This is a genomic window from Sphingopyxis sp. H073, assembly GCF_001468395.1.
Taxonomy (GTDB): domain Bacteria; phylum Pseudomonadota; class Alphaproteobacteria; order Sphingomonadales; family Sphingomonadaceae; genus Sphingopyxis.
In genome coordinates this window covers 388,727-403,134 of record NZ_LNSG01000001.1, presented here as the reverse complement: position 1 = coordinate 403,134, position 14,408 = coordinate 388,727, and the positions used below count along the sequence as shown (strand labels likewise).

At 66.5% G+C, this 14,408-nt stretch carries 17 protein-coding genes; 9 read left to right on the top strand and 8 right to left on the bottom strand.

Annotated features, from left to right (window positions below):
• Positions 1–462: 462 nt before the first annotated feature.
• The 3 genes from ATE64_RS02055 to ATE64_RS02045 all read left to right on the top strand — a co-directional run bounded on the left by ATE64_RS02055 (position 463) and on the right by ATE64_RS02045 (position 2,343).
• A complete protein-coding gene (locus ATE64_RS02055; RefSeq protein ID WP_058454573.1) occupies positions 463–1,008 on the top strand; it encodes a GNAT family N-acetyltransferase in 546 nt (181 codons plus the stop codon).
• A gap of 52 nt (positions 1,009–1,060) precedes the next feature.
• Entirely contained in the window at positions 1,061–2,077 is a 1,017-nt protein-coding gene (locus ATE64_RS02050) for a zinc-dependent alcohol dehydrogenase family protein (protein ID WP_058454574.1), read from the top strand.
• 65 nt (positions 2,078–2,142) lie between these two features.
• Positions 2,143–2,343, top strand: coding sequence for a hypothetical protein (locus ATE64_RS02045; RefSeq protein WP_058454575.1), 201 nt, complete (start codon positions 2,143–2,145; stop codon positions 2,341–2,343).
• Between the two features lie 27 nt (positions 2,344–2,370).
• Here ATE64_RS02045 and ATE64_RS02040 read toward each other — a convergent pair whose 3' ends face one another.
• The 3 genes from ATE64_RS02040 to ATE64_RS02030 form a co-directional block, all read right to left on the bottom strand.
• Positions 2,371–2,784: a response regulator gene (locus ATE64_RS02040; RefSeq protein ID WP_058454703.1), complete on the bottom strand. Its 414-nt coding sequence runs from the start codon at positions 2,782–2,784 to the stop codon at positions 2,371–2,373.
• A gap of 136 nt (positions 2,785–2,920) precedes the next feature.
• Complete coding sequence (locus tag ATE64_RS02035) at positions 2,921–3,715, bottom strand: universal stress protein (protein WP_058454576.1); 795 nt, start codon at positions 3,713–3,715, stop codon at positions 2,921–2,923.
• Between the two features lie 138 nt (positions 3,716–3,853).
• Positions 3,854–4,513 carry a BON domain-containing protein gene (locus ATE64_RS02030; protein ID WP_058454577.1) on the bottom strand — a complete coding sequence of 220 codons (660 nt, stop codon included), beginning with the start codon at positions 4,511–4,513 and terminating at the stop codon, positions 3,854–3,856.
• Positions 4,514–4,809: 296 nt separating this feature from the next.
• Between ATE64_RS02030 and ATE64_RS02025 the strand changes: the two genes are divergently transcribed.
• The gene (locus ATE64_RS02025; RefSeq protein ID WP_231728992.1) at positions 4,810–5,295 is read left to right on the top strand and encodes an Hsp20/alpha crystallin family protein; all 486 of its coding nucleotides are present in this window, start codon (positions 4,810–4,812) and stop codon (positions 5,293–5,295) included.
• Positions 5,296–5,398: 103 nt separating this feature from the next.
• Here the strand turns inward: ATE64_RS02025 and ATE64_RS02020 are convergent, their stop codons facing one another.
• Positions 5,399–6,376, bottom strand: coding sequence for a L,D-transpeptidase (locus ATE64_RS02020; protein ID WP_058454578.1), 978 nt, complete (start codon positions 6,374–6,376; stop codon positions 5,399–5,401).
• Between the two features lie 4 nt (positions 6,377–6,380).
• Positions 6,381–7,064 (bottom strand): Crp/Fnr family transcriptional regulator, encoded by a 684-nt coding sequence (locus ATE64_RS02015; RefSeq protein WP_058454579.1) that lies wholly within the window; start codon positions 7,062–7,064, stop codon positions 6,381–6,383.
• Positions 7,065–7,342: 278 nt separating this feature from the next.
• Here ATE64_RS02015 and ATE64_RS02010 point away from each other — a divergent pair, with 278 nt between their 5' ends.
• From ATE64_RS02010 to ATE64_RS01995, 4 genes are read left to right on the top strand one after another with little or no spacing between them, the layout of a single operon-like run.
• Positions 7,343–7,591: a YdcH family protein gene (locus ATE64_RS02010; protein WP_058454580.1), complete on the top strand. Its 249-nt coding sequence runs from the start codon at positions 7,343–7,345 to the stop codon at positions 7,589–7,591.
• Positions 7,591–7,923 (top strand): TraR/DksA C4-type zinc finger protein, encoded by a 333-nt coding sequence (locus tag ATE64_RS02005; protein ID WP_058454581.1) that lies wholly within the window; start codon positions 7,591–7,593, stop codon positions 7,921–7,923. Before ATE64_RS02010 ends, ATE64_RS02005 begins: the two co-directional genes overlap by 1 nt.
• A 22-nt stretch (positions 7,924–7,945) precedes the next feature.
• Positions 7,946–9,223 carry an MgtC/SapB family protein gene (locus ATE64_RS02000; protein WP_156416430.1) on the top strand — a complete coding sequence of 426 codons (1,278 nt, stop codon included), beginning with the start codon at positions 7,946–7,948 and terminating at the stop codon, positions 9,221–9,223.
• Positions 9,224–9,281: 58 nt separating this feature from the next.
• Positions 9,282–10,601: a divalent metal cation transporter gene (locus tag ATE64_RS01995; RefSeq protein WP_058454583.1), complete on the top strand. Its 1,320-nt coding sequence runs from the start codon at positions 9,282–9,284 to the stop codon at positions 10,599–10,601.
• Here ATE64_RS01995 and ATE64_RS01990 read toward each other — a convergent pair.
• The 3 genes from ATE64_RS01990 to ATE64_RS01980 form a co-directional block, all read right to left on the bottom strand.
• Positions 10,598–10,921 carry a LuxR C-terminal-related transcriptional regulator gene (locus tag ATE64_RS01990; RefSeq protein WP_058454584.1) on the bottom strand — a complete coding sequence of 108 codons (324 nt, stop codon included), beginning with the start codon at positions 10,919–10,921 and terminating at the stop codon, positions 10,598–10,600. The two genes, ATE64_RS01995 and ATE64_RS01990, sit on opposite strands and share 4 nt — an antisense overlap.
• Before the next feature lie 72 nt (positions 10,922–10,993).
• Positions 10,994–11,608: a response regulator gene (locus ATE64_RS01985; protein ID WP_058454705.1), complete on the bottom strand. Its 615-nt coding sequence runs from the start codon at positions 11,606–11,608 to the stop codon at positions 10,994–10,996.
• Positions 11,598–13,472 (bottom strand): PAS domain S-box protein, encoded by a 1,875-nt coding sequence (locus ATE64_RS01980; RefSeq protein WP_058454706.1) that lies wholly within the window; start codon positions 13,470–13,472, stop codon positions 11,598–11,600. Before ATE64_RS01980 ends, ATE64_RS01985 begins: the two co-directional genes overlap by 11 nt.
• Before the next feature lie 330 nt (positions 13,473–13,802).
• On the opposite strand from ATE64_RS01980, the gene ATE64_RS01975 reads away from it, so the two are divergent.
• A complete protein-coding gene (locus ATE64_RS01975; RefSeq protein ID WP_058454585.1) occupies positions 13,803–14,387 on the top strand; it encodes an NAD(P)H-dependent oxidoreductase in 585 nt (194 codons plus the stop codon).
• The last annotated feature ends 21 nt before the right edge of the window (positions 14,388–14,408 follow it).

The following is a 14,408-nucleotide window of genomic DNA, read 5'->3' as shown; positions in this document are numbered from 1 at the left end:
GATGGCAAACTTCGGTTCGCGCTCGCGGATTGGCGCACCGCGGCTGGAGTCGAGCTGTCGCTTGATCGTGCGGCTCTCGAAATGAGGCTCGCCCGTGCTTGGGATAGGCTCATTTGACCCCGAACGGTTGAAGCCAAGCCGCCAAGCCGGCTTCCCGGCCTCAAAATCCGCATCGGATCGAACCTGTGACACGGCTGGGCTCGCATGGGAGCATCGCTTTGGAGGCCCGGAAGTCCGTATAATTACGAAATGCGCCGACCGCGCGGGGCGCTAGCCTGAGGCCACAAAGGAGCAGGCGATGCCGAAACCCCGTCCATTGACCCTCTGTCGCGCGCACCCGCGCCGGACCCCGGTGAATCGCGCACCGCCGGACCCGCGGCGCGAGCAAAGCCGCATCGCGGGCACCCTACCCCTTCGCGCTTCGCCGCTTCGGCGGCCCGTCCCAAATCAAGGAGTCAGAGGATGACGCTTACCAATGCGCCCGACACCACGCTGAGCGAGGCGACCGAGACCTGTTTGCAGACCCGCAGCGGCGCCGATCTCCGCCTGCGGCCGGTCACCGACGGCGACGCCGACATCGTCAATCATTTCTTCGATGGGCTGACTCCCGACGATATGCAGTTCCGCTTCCTGAGCGGCCAGTCGCACCTGTCGAGCGTGCAGCTCGCGGCGATGATCGGGGTCGATCACCGGCATCGCGAGCATCTGCTCGCGTTCGATGCGGCGACGTCGGAGCTGGTCGCGAGCCTGCTCATCGCAGCCGACGAGGCGTTCGTGACTGCCGAGGTCGCGATTTCGGTCGCGCCGGCGTATAAGACGCGCGGGGTCGGCTGGACGCTCCTCAACCATGCCGTCGATCTCGCCCGGGCCCGCGGCCTCACGACCCTGCGGTCGATCGAGAGCCGCGCCAATCGTGGCGCGATGGAGGTCGAACGCACGCTGGGGTTCAAGGCGAGCGACTATGACGGCGACGCCACGCTGGCGCTGCTCGAACTGGAGCTTCGCTGACTTGGGCGATCGGGTCGGCGCCCCGAGCGGCAGGCAGTCGGAGGCGCACCCAATGGACCAATGTTTTTATGCCATGCAGCTCGACACGCCGGGGGCGCCGCTGCGCCGCGTCGAGCGGATGATGCCCACACCGGGCGACGGCGAGATCCGGATCGCTGTCCTCGCGTGCGGCGTATGCCGGACCGATCTCCATATTGCCGACGGCGACATCAGCGGTCGGCGCCCGATCATTCCGGGCCATGAGATCGTCGGCCGCGTCGATGCGCTCGGCCTGGGTGTCACGCGGTTCGGGCTTGGCGACCGGGTCGGCGTGCCCTGGCTCGGCCGGAGCTGCGGCGCCTGCCCCTATTGCGCTACGGGCCAAGAAAATCTCTGCGACGCACCCGAGTTCACCGGCTTTACGCGCGACGGTGGTTTCGCGTCGCACGTCGTCGCCGATGCGCGCTTCTGTCTCGCAATCCCCGCCGCCTTCGACGATGTTCACGCGGCGCCTTTGCTCTGCGCCGGACTGATCGGTTACCGCGCCTATCGCATGGCGGACGGCGCGAAGACGCTTGGCCTCTATGGCTTCGGCGCCGCCGCGCATATTCTTGCGCAGATCGCGATCGCCGACGGCGCCGACGTCTATGCCTTCACGCGCGAGGGCGACGCGGCGGGCCAGGATTTTGCGCGCCGCCTCGGCTGCATCTGGGCGGGCGCGTCGAACGAGGCCCCGCCCGCCGCGCTCGATGCCGCGATTCTCTTCGCGCCGGTCGGCGCGCTGGTGCCCGAAGCGCTGCGTCGGGTACGGAAGGGCGGACGCGTCATTTGCGCCGGCATCCATATGAGCGACATTCCCGCCTTTCCCTATGCCGATCTCTGGGAAGAACGATCGATTCGGTCGGTCGCCAATCTGACCCGTGCCGATGGCGCTGCGTTCCTCGAGGCCGCGGCGCGCTGCCACGTGCGCACGCATGTCACTGTGCTGCCGCTCGCCGATGCGAACCGCGCGCTCGACCGGTTGCGCGCCGGCGAGGTGGAAGGCGCGCTCGTCCTCGTCCCCGAGGGAGTGGCTACGGGGAATCCCTAATGGCGCGCCGCGGGCAGCGGCGCGAAAGAGGCGAAGGCCAGACCGGCCGGTCAGGAGAAACTGCCATGGATCGTTTCGAGCGAGACACCGCCAGCGCGGCGCGCCCTCCCGAGTGTCCCGATTGCGACCCGCCGGCACAGCCCGACAAGGCCTATCCCGAAACACCGGCGCCAAACCCCGATCGCCAGCCGTTGCGCACGTCGCCCGAAGCGCCGACGCTTCCCGACAGCCATCCCGAAGCCACGCCGCGCGAATATCCCGAATAGACCCGCCCGCAGGGAGCAGGGCAAGGCTTAAGGGCTTGCCGACGGCGTACCGCTGCTAGTGAGACGGGTCACGGCATCGACGAGCATATGCTCGCGCAGCGGCTTTTCGAAAACAAGCGCGAAGCCCGCCTTGAGCGCACGGGCGCTCAATTCCTCGGACGGATAGGCAGAGATGAGGATCGCCGGTCCATCCCAGCCCTGTGCACGCAGCGCGCCGAGCATCGCGATGCCGTCGCTGCTCTCGAGCCGGTAATCGACGATCAGACAATCGGGCGCGGCGCGCGCCGCCTCGGCGAGTGCGGGATCGGCGGCGGGCCAAGCCTTCGCCGCAAATCCGCGCCCGTGCAAAAGCAGGAGGAGCGAGCGGCGCACCGCCGGGTCATCCTCGACGATAAGGATGGTCGGCGGCGCCTCGCTCCAACCCGATCGGGCGATCAACATGTCCATGGTCCCGTTATCGAAATTTTTGCATGGCGACTGGTTCCTGGTCGCACCATGCTAGGTCATGCAAGATCGTCGGGCTCGCCATGTCGGAAGCGCGAGCCCGAAGCTGGAAAGCAGGGCCAGGGGTCATCGATCAATGGCTCATCAGCAGGGGGAATTTGCTCTTCGAAAGCAGGTTCTTCGTGGTGCCCCCGAAGGTTTCGCGCAGTCGGCCGCGGCCGTAGGCGCCCATGACGATGTAATCGGCGCGGAACAGCTTGGCCTCGTCCGAGATCAGGAAATCGGCGTGGAACTTGCCGATGTCGGTCTTGCGCACATTCGCCGCGATGCCGTGGCGCGACAAATAGGTCGCGGCATCCTCGGGGGCGATATGATTGTCGGGCGCTTGCGCGGTGAATATCTCGACCTCCTTCGCAAAGGCGAGGAGCGGGACCGCGGCGCGGAGCGCGGCCGCAGCGGATGGGCGGCCGTCCCATGCGACGAGCGCGCGCTCGAGCTCGAAGCGCTCGAGGGTCTCGGGCACCGCGAGCACGGGCGCGCTCGCGCGCGCCACGATGCGGCTCGCAATGTCGCGCATGTCGGGCATCGGAAAGCCGTCGAGCGCGCAATTGAGGATGATGAGGTCGGCGAGGTCGGCGGCATCGAGCACCGCATTGGCGATCTCGTCCATCGCGTCGATCCAGCTCCAGCTGACATCCTCGCGCGACAGGCGGTCGCTGATCACCGACTTGTTCTTCGCTTCGCTTTCGCGCTCGTCGAGGACGACGACGGTCTCGGCAAAGCCGAACCCGTCGCCCGCGATAAGCGGATAGGGGGTGACGTCGATACAGGTCATATGCCCTTCCACCGCGCGGGTGATATCGAGCGCCGCCTGCAGGCGTGCTTCCTGGCCATGGTCGTCATGTACGAGCAACAGGATATTCTTCATGAGCCGTCTCCTTGGTTTCTTCGCCGAGCCTATGTGCCGCCCGCCCAAGCCGATATGCGCAATGATACGGATAGAAAGGCGGCCGCCCGGATTTCCGGACGGCCGCGGGGGGGTCGCCTCTTCCCCGAGCGAGCGGGATCAGCTGTCGACTGCGAGATAATCTTCTACGTCGGTCACGCCGGGCGCCGACCAGGCCGCGAGCTCTGCCATGCGCCGTTCACGCCAGGCCTTGACGCGGCCGCGCAATGTCACCGTGCTGCCGTCGGTCGTCACCGAGACGCTGCTCGCGTCAAGGCCCGCCCGACGCCTGAACGCCGCCATGATCCGCGCCTTGACGTCGGCAGGGGTCGGAACATCGCCGACCTTGATCATGTTCGACACCCCGGTGACCCCCGATATCTGGCCCGCGGCACGCGCGACTTCCTTCGCGATAAAGTGCCAATCGACCGTTCCGCTCAGCGTGACCCAACCATGCTCGACCTTGACCTTGATCTGGCCTTCGGGGATCGCGACCGTCCAGCCGATTATGTCGACGATCCGCCTGGCGATTTCATGATCGGCGGTCTTGGGATCGGACGCGAAGCGCACCTTCAGTTCCTCGGCAAGCGCGCGCACGCCCGCGACGCGCCGCACGGCGCGTTCGGCCGCAACCTTTTGCGGAAAGCTCTTCACATAGCCGGCAAGCGTCACGACGCCGTCGTTGACCGAGACGCCGATATCCGCGTGATCGACGCTTGGGTCCCATTCGAGCTCGGCGACCAAGTCATCCTGAAGCTGGCCGTCACTCTTGTTCGGCATGATCTTTCTCCTTTGAGGGGCGTCCGCCCCCTTGCGAGCGGACCGACGCCCGCCGAGCGCTGGCAAGGAGCCGCCGGGCGATTATGGCCACCCTTACCGGGGACGAAGCTGGCGGCTTATTCGCAACTTCCCGTAAGGAGAGCTCCGCTTGGGAGCTTCCCGGATTCTGCCGTCGCGGCCTGCTCGCTAGGTTCCGATAGCGCACCGGCGCATTACGGCGATGAGGCCCTTCCGAGAGAGTTCCTCGGACACAACCCGCCGCCGCGATCCCTCTCGATTTCAGAAGGAGCAAGCTGATGAATGATCTCACCCCGACCCGCACCGCGGGTAGCCAGCCCGCGCAGGCGGAGCTTGGCGCCATGAACTGGCTGCGCGGCGAACTTGACCGCATGTTCGAAGAGTTCGCCGTCCCCGGCCGCAGCCTGCTGAGCTATGTCCCGCGGCTCGTGAGTCCGGTCCCGGCGGTCGAGCTGGTCGATACCGGGTCAGCCTACAAGCTGACGGCCGAACTCGCCGGGCTCACCGAGAAGGACATCCAGCTCGAAGTCGCCGACGGAGTGCTTCTGCTCGCGAGCGAAAAAGACGAATCCTCCGAGCGCCGCGAGGACGGGCGTCTGATCAGCGAGCGGCGCCATGGCAGCTTCCGGCGCCGCATCGCGTTGCCCGGGGATGCCGATGCCGACAAGATCGAGGCGAAGTTCAAGCATGGGTTGCTCAGCGTCGAGATCGCGAAGACCGAGAAGGCGCGCGATCCCGCCCGCAAGATCAAGATCAGCAGCTAGACGCGTGCGCCGGGCCGCCTGGGGCGCGGTTCCGGCCGCCGCCCCCCTTCCGGGGCAGACAAATGTCACTCACCTTCAGCCGCTGGACCGATTCGGTCACGCCTTAGGGCGTTGGCGCGCTGCCCTCGTCGCCGCCGAGTATCTCCACCGGCTGCGGGCTCGAGGTGCGAAGCGAGTCCGGCGTGACGATAACGCTGGTTCCCACGGTAATGAGAGGCTCAAGCAGCGCGCGTAGATCGGCTGCTATATCGACGCGCCCTGCGAAGCGCTCCGGCACCTTGGCGGCAATTGCCTCCGGAATGGGGACCTCGAGCCAGGCTGCCGCGCCCGATTCGTCCGACTGGCGGACGAATGCCGAGGTGCCCGTAACCGGGCCTTCGAGGCGCACGGGCGCCGATCCGATCATCATCCCGTTGCGCAGCACCAGCAGCCGCTGGTCGGCGGCGCTGACAATGATCGACACGGGGCCGCTTGGCACCCGGTCCGGCTCCCATAGCACCGCCCCCTCTGCCGGCGTCGGCCCGGTCCGGAGCAGGGAATCGCCGGGAGCTGCGCGCGGAACGACTGCGGCCTCGGTGACGATGACCGTCATCCCGAGCCGCGTCACGCCATAGAGCAGGCGGGCAAAGGCCTGCGGCAGCCGGATGCAGCCGTGCGAAGCAGGATAGCCCGGCAAGGTGCCGCCATGTAGCGCAACTCCGCCCCAGGTCAGCCGCTGCATATAGGGCATGGGCGCATCGTCGTAGAGGTTCGAGCGATGATCGGCGTCGCGCTGAAGGATCGTGAAGACACCGGTCGGGGTTTCATGGCCCGCCTTGCCCGTCGAGACGGTGGTGATCGCGATCGGGACGCCATTGCGATAGAGGGTGCCACGCTGGGTCGCGAGGCTCACGATCATCATCAGGGGGCCGCGCGGGGCGATCTCGGGCGCCCAGATATACTCTCCGGGCTTCAATCGCTCGGCCGCCTCGCCAACGCTCCCGTGCGGTCCAGTGGGCTCGCCCGACGCCGCGAGTGGCAGCAGCAGCGCAGCCCCCAGCAGCAGCGCCGCCCTTCCGGCCAGCTTCGCGCAAGCTCCCATTGTCTCAGCCGGCCATCGCAGCCACTCGCGCCCGGTCGTTGATCCGCACCGCGCGCCTCGAGGGAAGGTCAACGAGGCCGTCGCTGCGCATGCGCGTGAGCTGGCGGCAAGTCGTCTCGATGGTCAGCCCCAATATGTCGGCGATCTGCTGGCGACCGAAGGGCAGCTCGAAGCCGCCAGACGCACCGTCGGCGGCACCGGGGAGCCGTTCTTCCATATCGAGCAGAAAGGAGGCGACCTTCTCGGACGCCGATTTGCGGCCTAGCAGCATCATCCAGTGCCGCGCCCGATCGAGTTCGTCGAGGGTGCGGTGGAGAAGCTTTTTTTGCAAATGCGGGTGGCGGCCCGCGAAGTCGTCGAACTGATGGCGATTGAAGATGCAGACCTCGGCGTCGGTCATGGCGGTCACCCGGTAAGGGCTTTGCTTGCCGAACGGGCGGCCGATAAAATCGGAAGGGAAGACCAGGCCAACGATCTGTTCGCGGCCATCGGCGGTGGCCACGACGAGCTTGAGCACCCCCGACAGGACATTCGCGACCGTCGGCGCTTCGTCGCCTTCCCATAGCAGGGTGTGACCCGCCCTCACACGCTGCCGACGGCCAATGCGGCCAAGTTCGGCGGCTTCGTCGACCGCGAGGCTGGCGCAGATGGCGCGGCAGCGCACGGCGCAGGACGCGCAATCGCTCATTGCCGTGCTCCGGCAAGTGACGCGCGAACGGCGCTCGGGGCCCGTGTCGGGCGGTGGCCTCCCTGGTAGCGGAATGGATTTTGCTGAATCCCCATGCAGTCCGGATAGCGAGTCGTCGCGCAGAGGTGATTACGCAACTGTACGTACACCTTTCATCTGGAGCGCGGCCGGATGGCGTCGGCCGCCGGAGCTACGCCGAGCGTAAGGGCTATTGCGTAGCGACAGGCGAAGTGTCCGGGCGCAATTTGGGAGGCAAATCCATCACGAAAGGACCGAAGATGAGCGAATCTGGTCACGACCTTCACACGTTATTTCCTGACCACGGGCCAGCGCTGCATGCGCTCAAGCTCTCCAGCGCGAACTATCGTCAGCTTGCCGAAGAGCATCATGACCTTCAGAGCCAGATTCAGCGCGTGGAAGCCTGCCTTGCCGCACTCGCCGACGACGAGCTGGAGGAACTCAAGAAGAGGCGGCTGTTCATCCTCGACGAAATCGCCGCGCTCATTGCGGTCGAGGAGAATGGCTGATGCATAATCTGTCCGAAATACGCGCCGGCCTGGTCGCGCGCCTCGACCGGCTCGCAGCGCAGGTCGAACGGCTGGAAAGCCAGCAGCGCGTGCCGCTCGACGACGATTCGGGCGAGCAGGCAATCGAACGCGAAGATGACGAAACGATCGATGCACAGCAAAGCGCGGCAGCGGCGGAGATGAAGGCAGTCCGGCTCGCGATTGCCCGGCTCGATGCAGGCCATTACGGCCTCTGCACCGCATGCGGCATACCGATCGATGCCGCGCGCCTCGAAGCCGTTCCGCACGCCGCGCATTGCATCGAATGCGAGCGCGAGTTTGGCGGCGGCTGAACCTCCGCGCCGGGTGAGCGACATGATCGAGTCCTTTCGATGCGCCCAGTTGCAACCGCTCGCCGGCATCGGGCTTGCGCTTTTTCTTGGGCTGCTCGTCGGCGTCCAGCGCGGCTGGAGCCTGCGCAACGAAGCCGCGGGCAGCCGTTTCGCGGGCGTGCGAACCTTTGCCCTGTTCGGCCTCGCGGGCGGTATGGCGGCGGTCACCGCAGCCCCCGCCCCGGCTATGGCCGCGATCGTCTCCGGCGCAGCAGCGATCCTCATCCTCATCGGCTATGCGAAGAGCGCGCGGGCGCCCGACCAGCTCAGCGGGACAACGAGTCTCGCCGCGCTCATTACGCTCGGCTGCGGTTATCTCGCCGCGAGCGGTCGAAGCGAGATGGCGACGGTGATTGCCGTAGCGCTGACGCTGGTGCTCGCGCTTCGCGACAAGTTGCATCGCTGGGTCGCGGGGCTCAGCGATGTCGAGGTCGGGGCGATCGTCCGCTTTGCGCTGATCGCGCTCGCCATCCTGCCCTTGCTGCCCGACCAGCGCTTCGGTCCCTATGACGCCTGGAATCCGCGTCAGCTCTGGATGGTCGTGGTCTTTGTCTCGGGCTTCTCCTTTCTCGGCTATATTGCCGCCAAGCGCTACGGTGCCTCGCGCGGCACGCTCGTCATGGCTGCAACCGGCGCGATGGTCTCCTCGACGGCGGTCACTGCGGCACTCGCGATGCGGGTGCGCGACGGCGAGGAAAGCGAAGCGATGGCGATCGCCGGGATCGGCGCCGCATCGGCGGTGATGCTCATCCGCGCGGCAATCCTGAGCGCCGTACTGGCGCCGGCGGCCATGCCCGAATTCGGCTGGATTGCCGCGCCCGCGGCGCTGGTGAGTGGTGGAGCGATATTCCTTGCGTTGCGCAGCCGGCGCGATACCAGCGCCACCGACCGCCCCGTCGAACTCAAGAACCCGTTCCGCCTCGCCCCGGCGATCGGCCTGATGCTGCTCGTCATGCTGCTGACCGTCGCCGCACGCTGGATGATGGCGATGGTCGGCGAGCGCGGCCTCGCGCTCGTCATCGCACTCTCGGGACTGGCCGACGTCGACTCGGCAATCATCGCCGTCGGCTCGCTTCCCCACGGCCTGCTCAAGGGCCAGCTCGCGACGATCGTGATCGTCGCCCCGGTTCTCGCCAACACCTTGTTCAAGGGCGCGACCGCCTTGGCGATCGCCGGCTGGCGGAAGGGGTGGAAGCTTGCGCTGCCGCTCGTCCTCAGCGTCGCGGCGAGCCTCATGCTTGTCCCGATCCTGCTCTCTTGAAGTCCAAATACCGATCAAGGCCGTCGCGGACGCGAACGTCCGAAAAGAAAGACCATCCATGCCGATCACCAGTGACGAGGACGTAAGGGCTCCCGCCGCATCGGCAGCGCCCAGGCCGAGCCCGAGAGAATTTCTTCGCGCGCTCGGCCCGGGGCTGATCGCCGGCGCCGCCGACGACGATCCGAGCGGGATCGGGACGCATAGTCAGATCGGCGCGGCCTTCGGCTATCGCCTGTCCTGGACCTTCGTGCTCAGCTTCCCGTTGATGGTTGCAATCCAGGGCATCGCCGCCGAGATCGGGCGGGTCACCGGAGCGGGGATCGCCCGCAATCTGCGGCGGCACTATCCGCGCCCGCTACTGTGGTCGATGGTATCGCTCCTGCTGGTGGCGAACATCATCAACCTCGGCGCCGATCTCGGCGCCATGGGCGCGGCGCTGGCGCTGCTGGCCGGCGGCAATGCCGGGCTCTACACCCTGCTGTTCGGCATCCTCAGCATCGTCCTCGAGGTGGGACTCAGCTATCCACGCTATGCCGCGATCCTCAAATGGACGACCCTCACCCTCTTCACCTATGTCGCGGTGCTGTTCGTCGTCCATGTCCCCTGGAGCCAGGCGCTCGGGTCGATGGTGATACCCGATATTGAGCTCAACGCCGCCTATGCCACCGCCTTCGTCGCGATCCTCGGGACGACGATCAGCCCCTATCTCTTCTTCTGGCAGGCCGGGCAGGAAATCGAGGAACAGCATCGCCATCATGCAAAACCGCTGTGCCTGACGCCGGCCGCGGCGGGCCCCGAGCTCAAGCGCATCCGTATCGACACGCTGACCGGCATGGCACTGAGCACGGCGATCTCGCTTGCGATCGTCTTCGCGACCGCGGCGACGCTGCATGCGGAGGGTGTGCGCGACATCGCGACATCGGCGCAGGCGGCAGAAGCGCTGCGCCCGGTCGCGGGGGTGTTCGCCTTCGCGATGTTCGCGCTCGGGATCATCGGCACCGGCCTTCTCGCCGTTCCCGTGCTCGCGGGATCGGCCGCCTATGCGGTGACCGAGATGGCGGGCATGGCGGGCAGCCTCGACGCCAAGCCGCTTTCCGCCCGGCTCTTCTACGGCACGATCGCCGCGACGACGCTCGCGGGGTCTTCGCTCTCGGCGATCGGGATCGACCCCGCGCGCGCGCTTTACTGGGCCGCGGTCGTCAATGGCGTGCTGGCCGCGCCGCTCATGGTCGTGATGATGCTGATTGCGCGCAATCCGCGTGCGATGGGGCGCCTCCGGATTTCGCGGCGGCAGCTCTGGTCAGGCTGGGCGGCGACTGCGGTGATGGCAGCGGCCACCCTGCTCTTCTTTTTCTTCCTTGCCGCGGGGAAGGTCTAGGCCCGCGCCTTGGCCTGTTCGGCGATCAGCGCGTCGATCCGGTCGCGCTGCGGCAGGACGATGCCGAGAAGCCCGGCAAGCGTCGCAGCGCCGAGCTTGCGCATCAGGCGTGCCCGATGGATTTCGACGGTGCGGTGGCTGATACCGAGTTCCTGTCCGATCTGCTTGTTGGTGAGACCGCGCACGAGACCGTCGACGACTTCGAGTTCGCGATGCGTCAGGTGGTTGATGGTGGGAGAAGACGGCCGCGGGCGCGCGGCGCGGTCCGGCGCGGGACGGCGGATCGTCCTCGCAGGGTCTTCGCAGCGGCCTGTCGTCATGCGGTCCATCCTCCGATGGACAATGATCTACCCATCGGAAAGAGCGCGGTCGTTACGTAATGTCCGCAGATTTCAGGCGCCGAGCCCGGCGGCGAAGGCGAGTCGCAGCGCGTCCGAGAGACTGCGGACTTCGAGCTTCGCCATGAGGTTGGCGCGGTGAACCTCGACCGTGCGCGGCGAGATGCCGAGATCGTAGGCGATCGTCTTGTTGGGCAGCCCCTGCGCGAGACCTTCAAGAACCTCGCGCTCGCGCGGCGTCAGGATGCCAAGCACCACCTCGGCCTCGGCAGAGCGTGCCGCCGCGCCTTCCGCCGCCTCCATGCGAGCGAAAGCGGCTTCGATCGAGGCGATGAGTACCGCCTTCTCGAAGGGCTTTTCCAGAAAATCGACCGCGCCGGCCTTCATCGTGCGCACCGCGATCGATACGTCGGCATGGCCGGTGAGCATGATCACCGGCATGGTGACCCCCCGCTCGAGCAAGGCCTGCTGGACTTCGAGCCCGTCCATCTCGGGCATGCGCACATCGAGCAGGATGCAGCCTTCGGAGACATGCCGGATTTCTTTCAGGAAAGCGACGCCATTGGCCCAGGTCTCCACGGCATAGCCAGAGGTCTTGAGCATGAAGCTCGCCGAACGCCGGATCGCCTCCTCGTCGTCGACGATATGCACGAGCTTCCTATCCGACATCATCTTCCTCCGCTTTCGCGCTCACCAGCGTGAAATGAAATTCGGTCCCGCCGTCGGCACCTCTCTCCATCCAGATGCGGCCTCCATTGGCTTCGACGATCGTCCGGCAGATTGAAAGGCCGAGGCCCATGCCTTCGGCCTTCGTGCTGACGAACGCCGTGAAGAGTTGCGCGGCGACCTCGGGCGTGACGCCCGGGCCGGTATCGGCGACAATCACCCGGACAAAACCGCGCTGGTCGGGACGGCTCGTGACGGTCAGCTGCCGTACCGGGCTGTCGGCCATCGCTTCCACGGCGTTGCGGATGAGGTTGATCAGCACCTGCTGAATCTGGACCTTGTCGACGAGCACGGGCGAGGCATAGGGATCGAGATCGAAACGCGGCTCGACGCTCTTCTCGCGTGCGCCCATCAGCCCGAGAACCGCCGCCTCGTTGATGAGCAACGGCAGTTTCTCGATCGTTTTCTCGACCTCGCGCCGCGCCACGAAATCGCGCAGCCGCCGGACGATGTGCCCGGCGCGCAGCGCTTCCTTCGCCGTATCGTCGAGCGCATCGCGGATCATCGGCATATCGGCAGGTGCGGGGCTCGCGAGCAGGTCGCGAACGGCCTCGACATAATTGGCGACGGCGGTGAGCGGCTGGTTGAGCTCATGGGCAAGGGTCGAAGCCATCGTCCCCATCGCACTTACGCGCGAGACGTGGATCAGCTCGGACTTAAGCGATTCGAGCCGCGCCTCGGTCAGCTGGCGCTCGGTGAGATCGCGAATGAAGCCGGTGAAGAGCGGATGGCTGTCGCTCGACGCCTCCCCGATCGACAATTCCATCGGAAAGGTCGAGCCGTCCTTGCGCTCGGCGAACACCACCCGTCCGATTCCGATAATGCGCTTTTCCCCTGTTTCGAGGTAGCGGCGGATATAGGCGTCGTGGCGTTCGCGATCGGGCGAGGGCATGAGCCGGCTGACATTGACGCCAAGCAGTTCGGCCTCCTGATAGCCGAACAGCCGCTCGGCGGCGGCGCTGAACGAGACGATCAGACCCCGATCGTCGATCACGACCATCGCGTCGGGCACGGTCGACAGGATCGAGCGGAGATGGCTTTCCCGCGATCGCAAGGCTTCCTCGGCGGCGCGGCGCCCGGTGATGTCGGAGACGATCTTGGCGAAGCCGCGAAGGCTTCCGTCTTCGTTGCGAAGCGCGGTGATCGACACGTCGGCGAGAAACTCCGAACCGTCCTTGCGGACGCGCCAGTCTTCGGCGTCGAGGCAGCCGTCGCGGGCGGCCGTGGCGAGATCCTCGGCGGGCTTGCCCGCGGCTATCGCATCTGGCGGGTAGAAGATCGCGGCATCCTCTCCGACAACCTCGTCTTCGCGCCACCCCTTGAGGCGCTCGGCGCCCTTGTTCCAGATCGTGACCCGGCCTCGGGCATCGAGCAGATAGATCGCATGGCCCTCGACGCCATCGATCAGCAGATTGAGCTCCTCGGCGACGAGCGCTGCCTCGGCATCGCGCTGCGCGGCATGCCGGTCACTTTCGTGCATGCGCTTGCGCATCCGCTCGAAAGCCTGCGACAGCGCAACGACGCCGCCCGCCGTGAGCAGGAAAACCGCGGCTTCGACCAGATTAGGGGTTCTGTAGCCCCGGTAGCCGGCAAAATAGAGGCCGATGAGCAGAGCCGGAGCCGTCGAGATCGATGTCGCGAGCGGTCCGGCGAGAACGGCGGCGGCGAGGATCGCGGGCGCGAACAGCAGGAAGGCTGCGTTGCCGGCGAGCCAGGGCTCGAGCGCATAGCGCAGCAGCGCCGCGGCGGCGATTAGAGCCAGCGCGCAGACGAGACGCGCCGCAAAAGAGCGTTGCAACATCGACATCGACCGCGCAGCCTCCGCCCGCGCTGTAAAAAAGGCGCCGCCATCCTCAAGGTTCGCCTTCCCGCGGACGCCTTCCATAGCGATTTTCGGGCCAGAGCGAAACGATCGCTGCGACCGCGATCCGCGTTGATCCTTATGGGGCATGCCGTTTCGCCAAGGCCGTGCGCGTGGCGGGGCCATGCGGGAAACTACGGATAGGAGGAATGCGTCCGCAATCCCAAAAGCGGCAGGCGGATCGCCGCGCCGCGCCCGTCCCGTCCAGCTCGGCCCGGCGCGGTGTTCCGTTCCAGTCGCGCCAACGCGCGCACCCCGAACCTTTAGGAATTCGGCATGGTGGCCAGACGGATCACGCTGATCGACGGACACCCCGACCCCGATCCGGGGCGGTTCGTCCATGCGCTCGCCGACACATATGCGGCGGCGGCGCTGGCGGCAGGTCATGACGTCCGCCGCATCGCCGTCGCAGGCCTCGCGTTCGATCTGCTCGAAAGTCGCAAAGAGTGGGAAGAGGGTGCGCTTCCGCCCGCGATAGCCGAGGCACAGGACGATATTGCCTGGGCCGAACATCTGGTGATCTTCTACCCGCTCTGGCTCGGCGACCTGCCCGCCCGCCTCAAGGGCTTCTTCGAACAGGTGATGCGGCCCGGATTCGCCTTCGCGCCCAAGGCAAAGGGCTTGCCCGAAAAACGCCTCAAAGGCCGAACGGCCCATATCGTCGTGACAATGGGGATGCCCGGGCTGTTCTACCGCCTTTATTTTGGCGCGCACAGCCTGCGCAGCCTCGAGCGCAATATTCTCGGCTTTGTCGGCATCGCGCCCACGGAGCGAAGCATCGTCGGCAATGTCGAAGGTGATGCCGAGCACCGCACGAAGTGGCTCGAGGCGATGACCCAATATGGCGCGGCGGGGCGCTGAGCGCAATGCGAGGCCGCCTCT

Excerpts from the sequence above, each read along its gene's own strand:
- ATE64_RS02050 (WP_058454574.1), top strand. The coding sequence starts at position 1,061 with ATGGACCAATGTTTTTATGCCATGCAGCTCGACACGCCGGGGGCGCCG.
- ATE64_RS01995 (WP_058454583.1), top strand. The coding sequence starts at position 9,282 with ATGCCGATCACCAGTGACGAGGACGTAAGGGCTCCCGCCGCATCGGCA.
- ATE64_RS01980 (WP_058454706.1), bottom strand. The coding sequence starts at position 13,472 with ATGTCGATGTTGCAACGCTCTTTTGCGGCGCGTCTCGTCTGCGCGCTG.
- ATE64_RS01990 (WP_058454584.1), bottom strand. The coding sequence starts at position 10,921 with ATGACGACAGGCCGCTGCGAAGACCCTGCGAGGACGATCCGCCGTCCC.
- ATE64_RS02045 (WP_058454575.1), top strand. The coding sequence starts at position 2,143 with ATGGATCGTTTCGAGCGAGACACCGCCAGCGCGGCGCGCCCTCCCGAG.
- ATE64_RS02010 (WP_058454580.1), top strand. The coding sequence starts at position 7,343 with ATGAGCGAATCTGGTCACGACCTTCACACGTTATTTCCTGACCACGGG.
- ATE64_RS02005 (WP_058454581.1), top strand. The coding sequence starts at position 7,591 with ATGCATAATCTGTCCGAAATACGCGCCGGCCTGGTCGCGCGCCTCGAC.
- ATE64_RS02040 (WP_058454703.1), bottom strand. The coding sequence starts at position 2,784 with ATGTTGATCGCCCGATCGGGTTGGAGCGAGGCGCCGCCGACCATCCTT.
- ATE64_RS02055 (WP_058454573.1), top strand. The coding sequence starts at position 463 with ATGACGCTTACCAATGCGCCCGACACCACGCTGAGCGAGGCGACCGAG.
- ATE64_RS02025 (WP_231728992.1), top strand. The coding sequence starts at position 4,810 with ATGAATGATCTCACCCCGACCCGCACCGCGGGTAGCCAGCCCGCGCAG.
- ATE64_RS02020 (WP_058454578.1), bottom strand. The coding sequence starts at position 6,376 with ATGGGAGCTTGCGCGAAGCTGGCCGGAAGGGCGGCGCTGCTGCTGGGG.
- ATE64_RS02000 (WP_156416430.1), top strand. The coding sequence starts at position 7,946 with ATGATCGAGTCCTTTCGATGCGCCCAGTTGCAACCGCTCGCCGGCATC.
- ATE64_RS02035 (WP_058454576.1), bottom strand. The coding sequence starts at position 3,715 with ATGAAGAATATCCTGTTGCTCGTACATGACGACCATGGCCAGGAAGCA.
- ATE64_RS01975 (WP_058454585.1), top strand. The coding sequence starts at position 13,803 with ATGGTGGCCAGACGGATCACGCTGATCGACGGACACCCCGACCCCGAT.
- ATE64_RS02030 (WP_058454577.1), bottom strand. The coding sequence starts at position 4,513 with ATGCCGAACAAGAGTGACGGCCAGCTTCAGGATGACTTGGTCGCCGAG.
- ATE64_RS01985 (WP_058454705.1), bottom strand. The coding sequence starts at position 11,608 with ATGTCGGATAGGAAGCTCGTGCATATCGTCGACGACGAGGAGGCGATC.
- ATE64_RS02015 (WP_058454579.1), bottom strand. The coding sequence starts at position 7,064 with ATGAGCGATTGCGCGTCCTGCGCCGTGCGCTGCCGCGCCATCTGCGCC.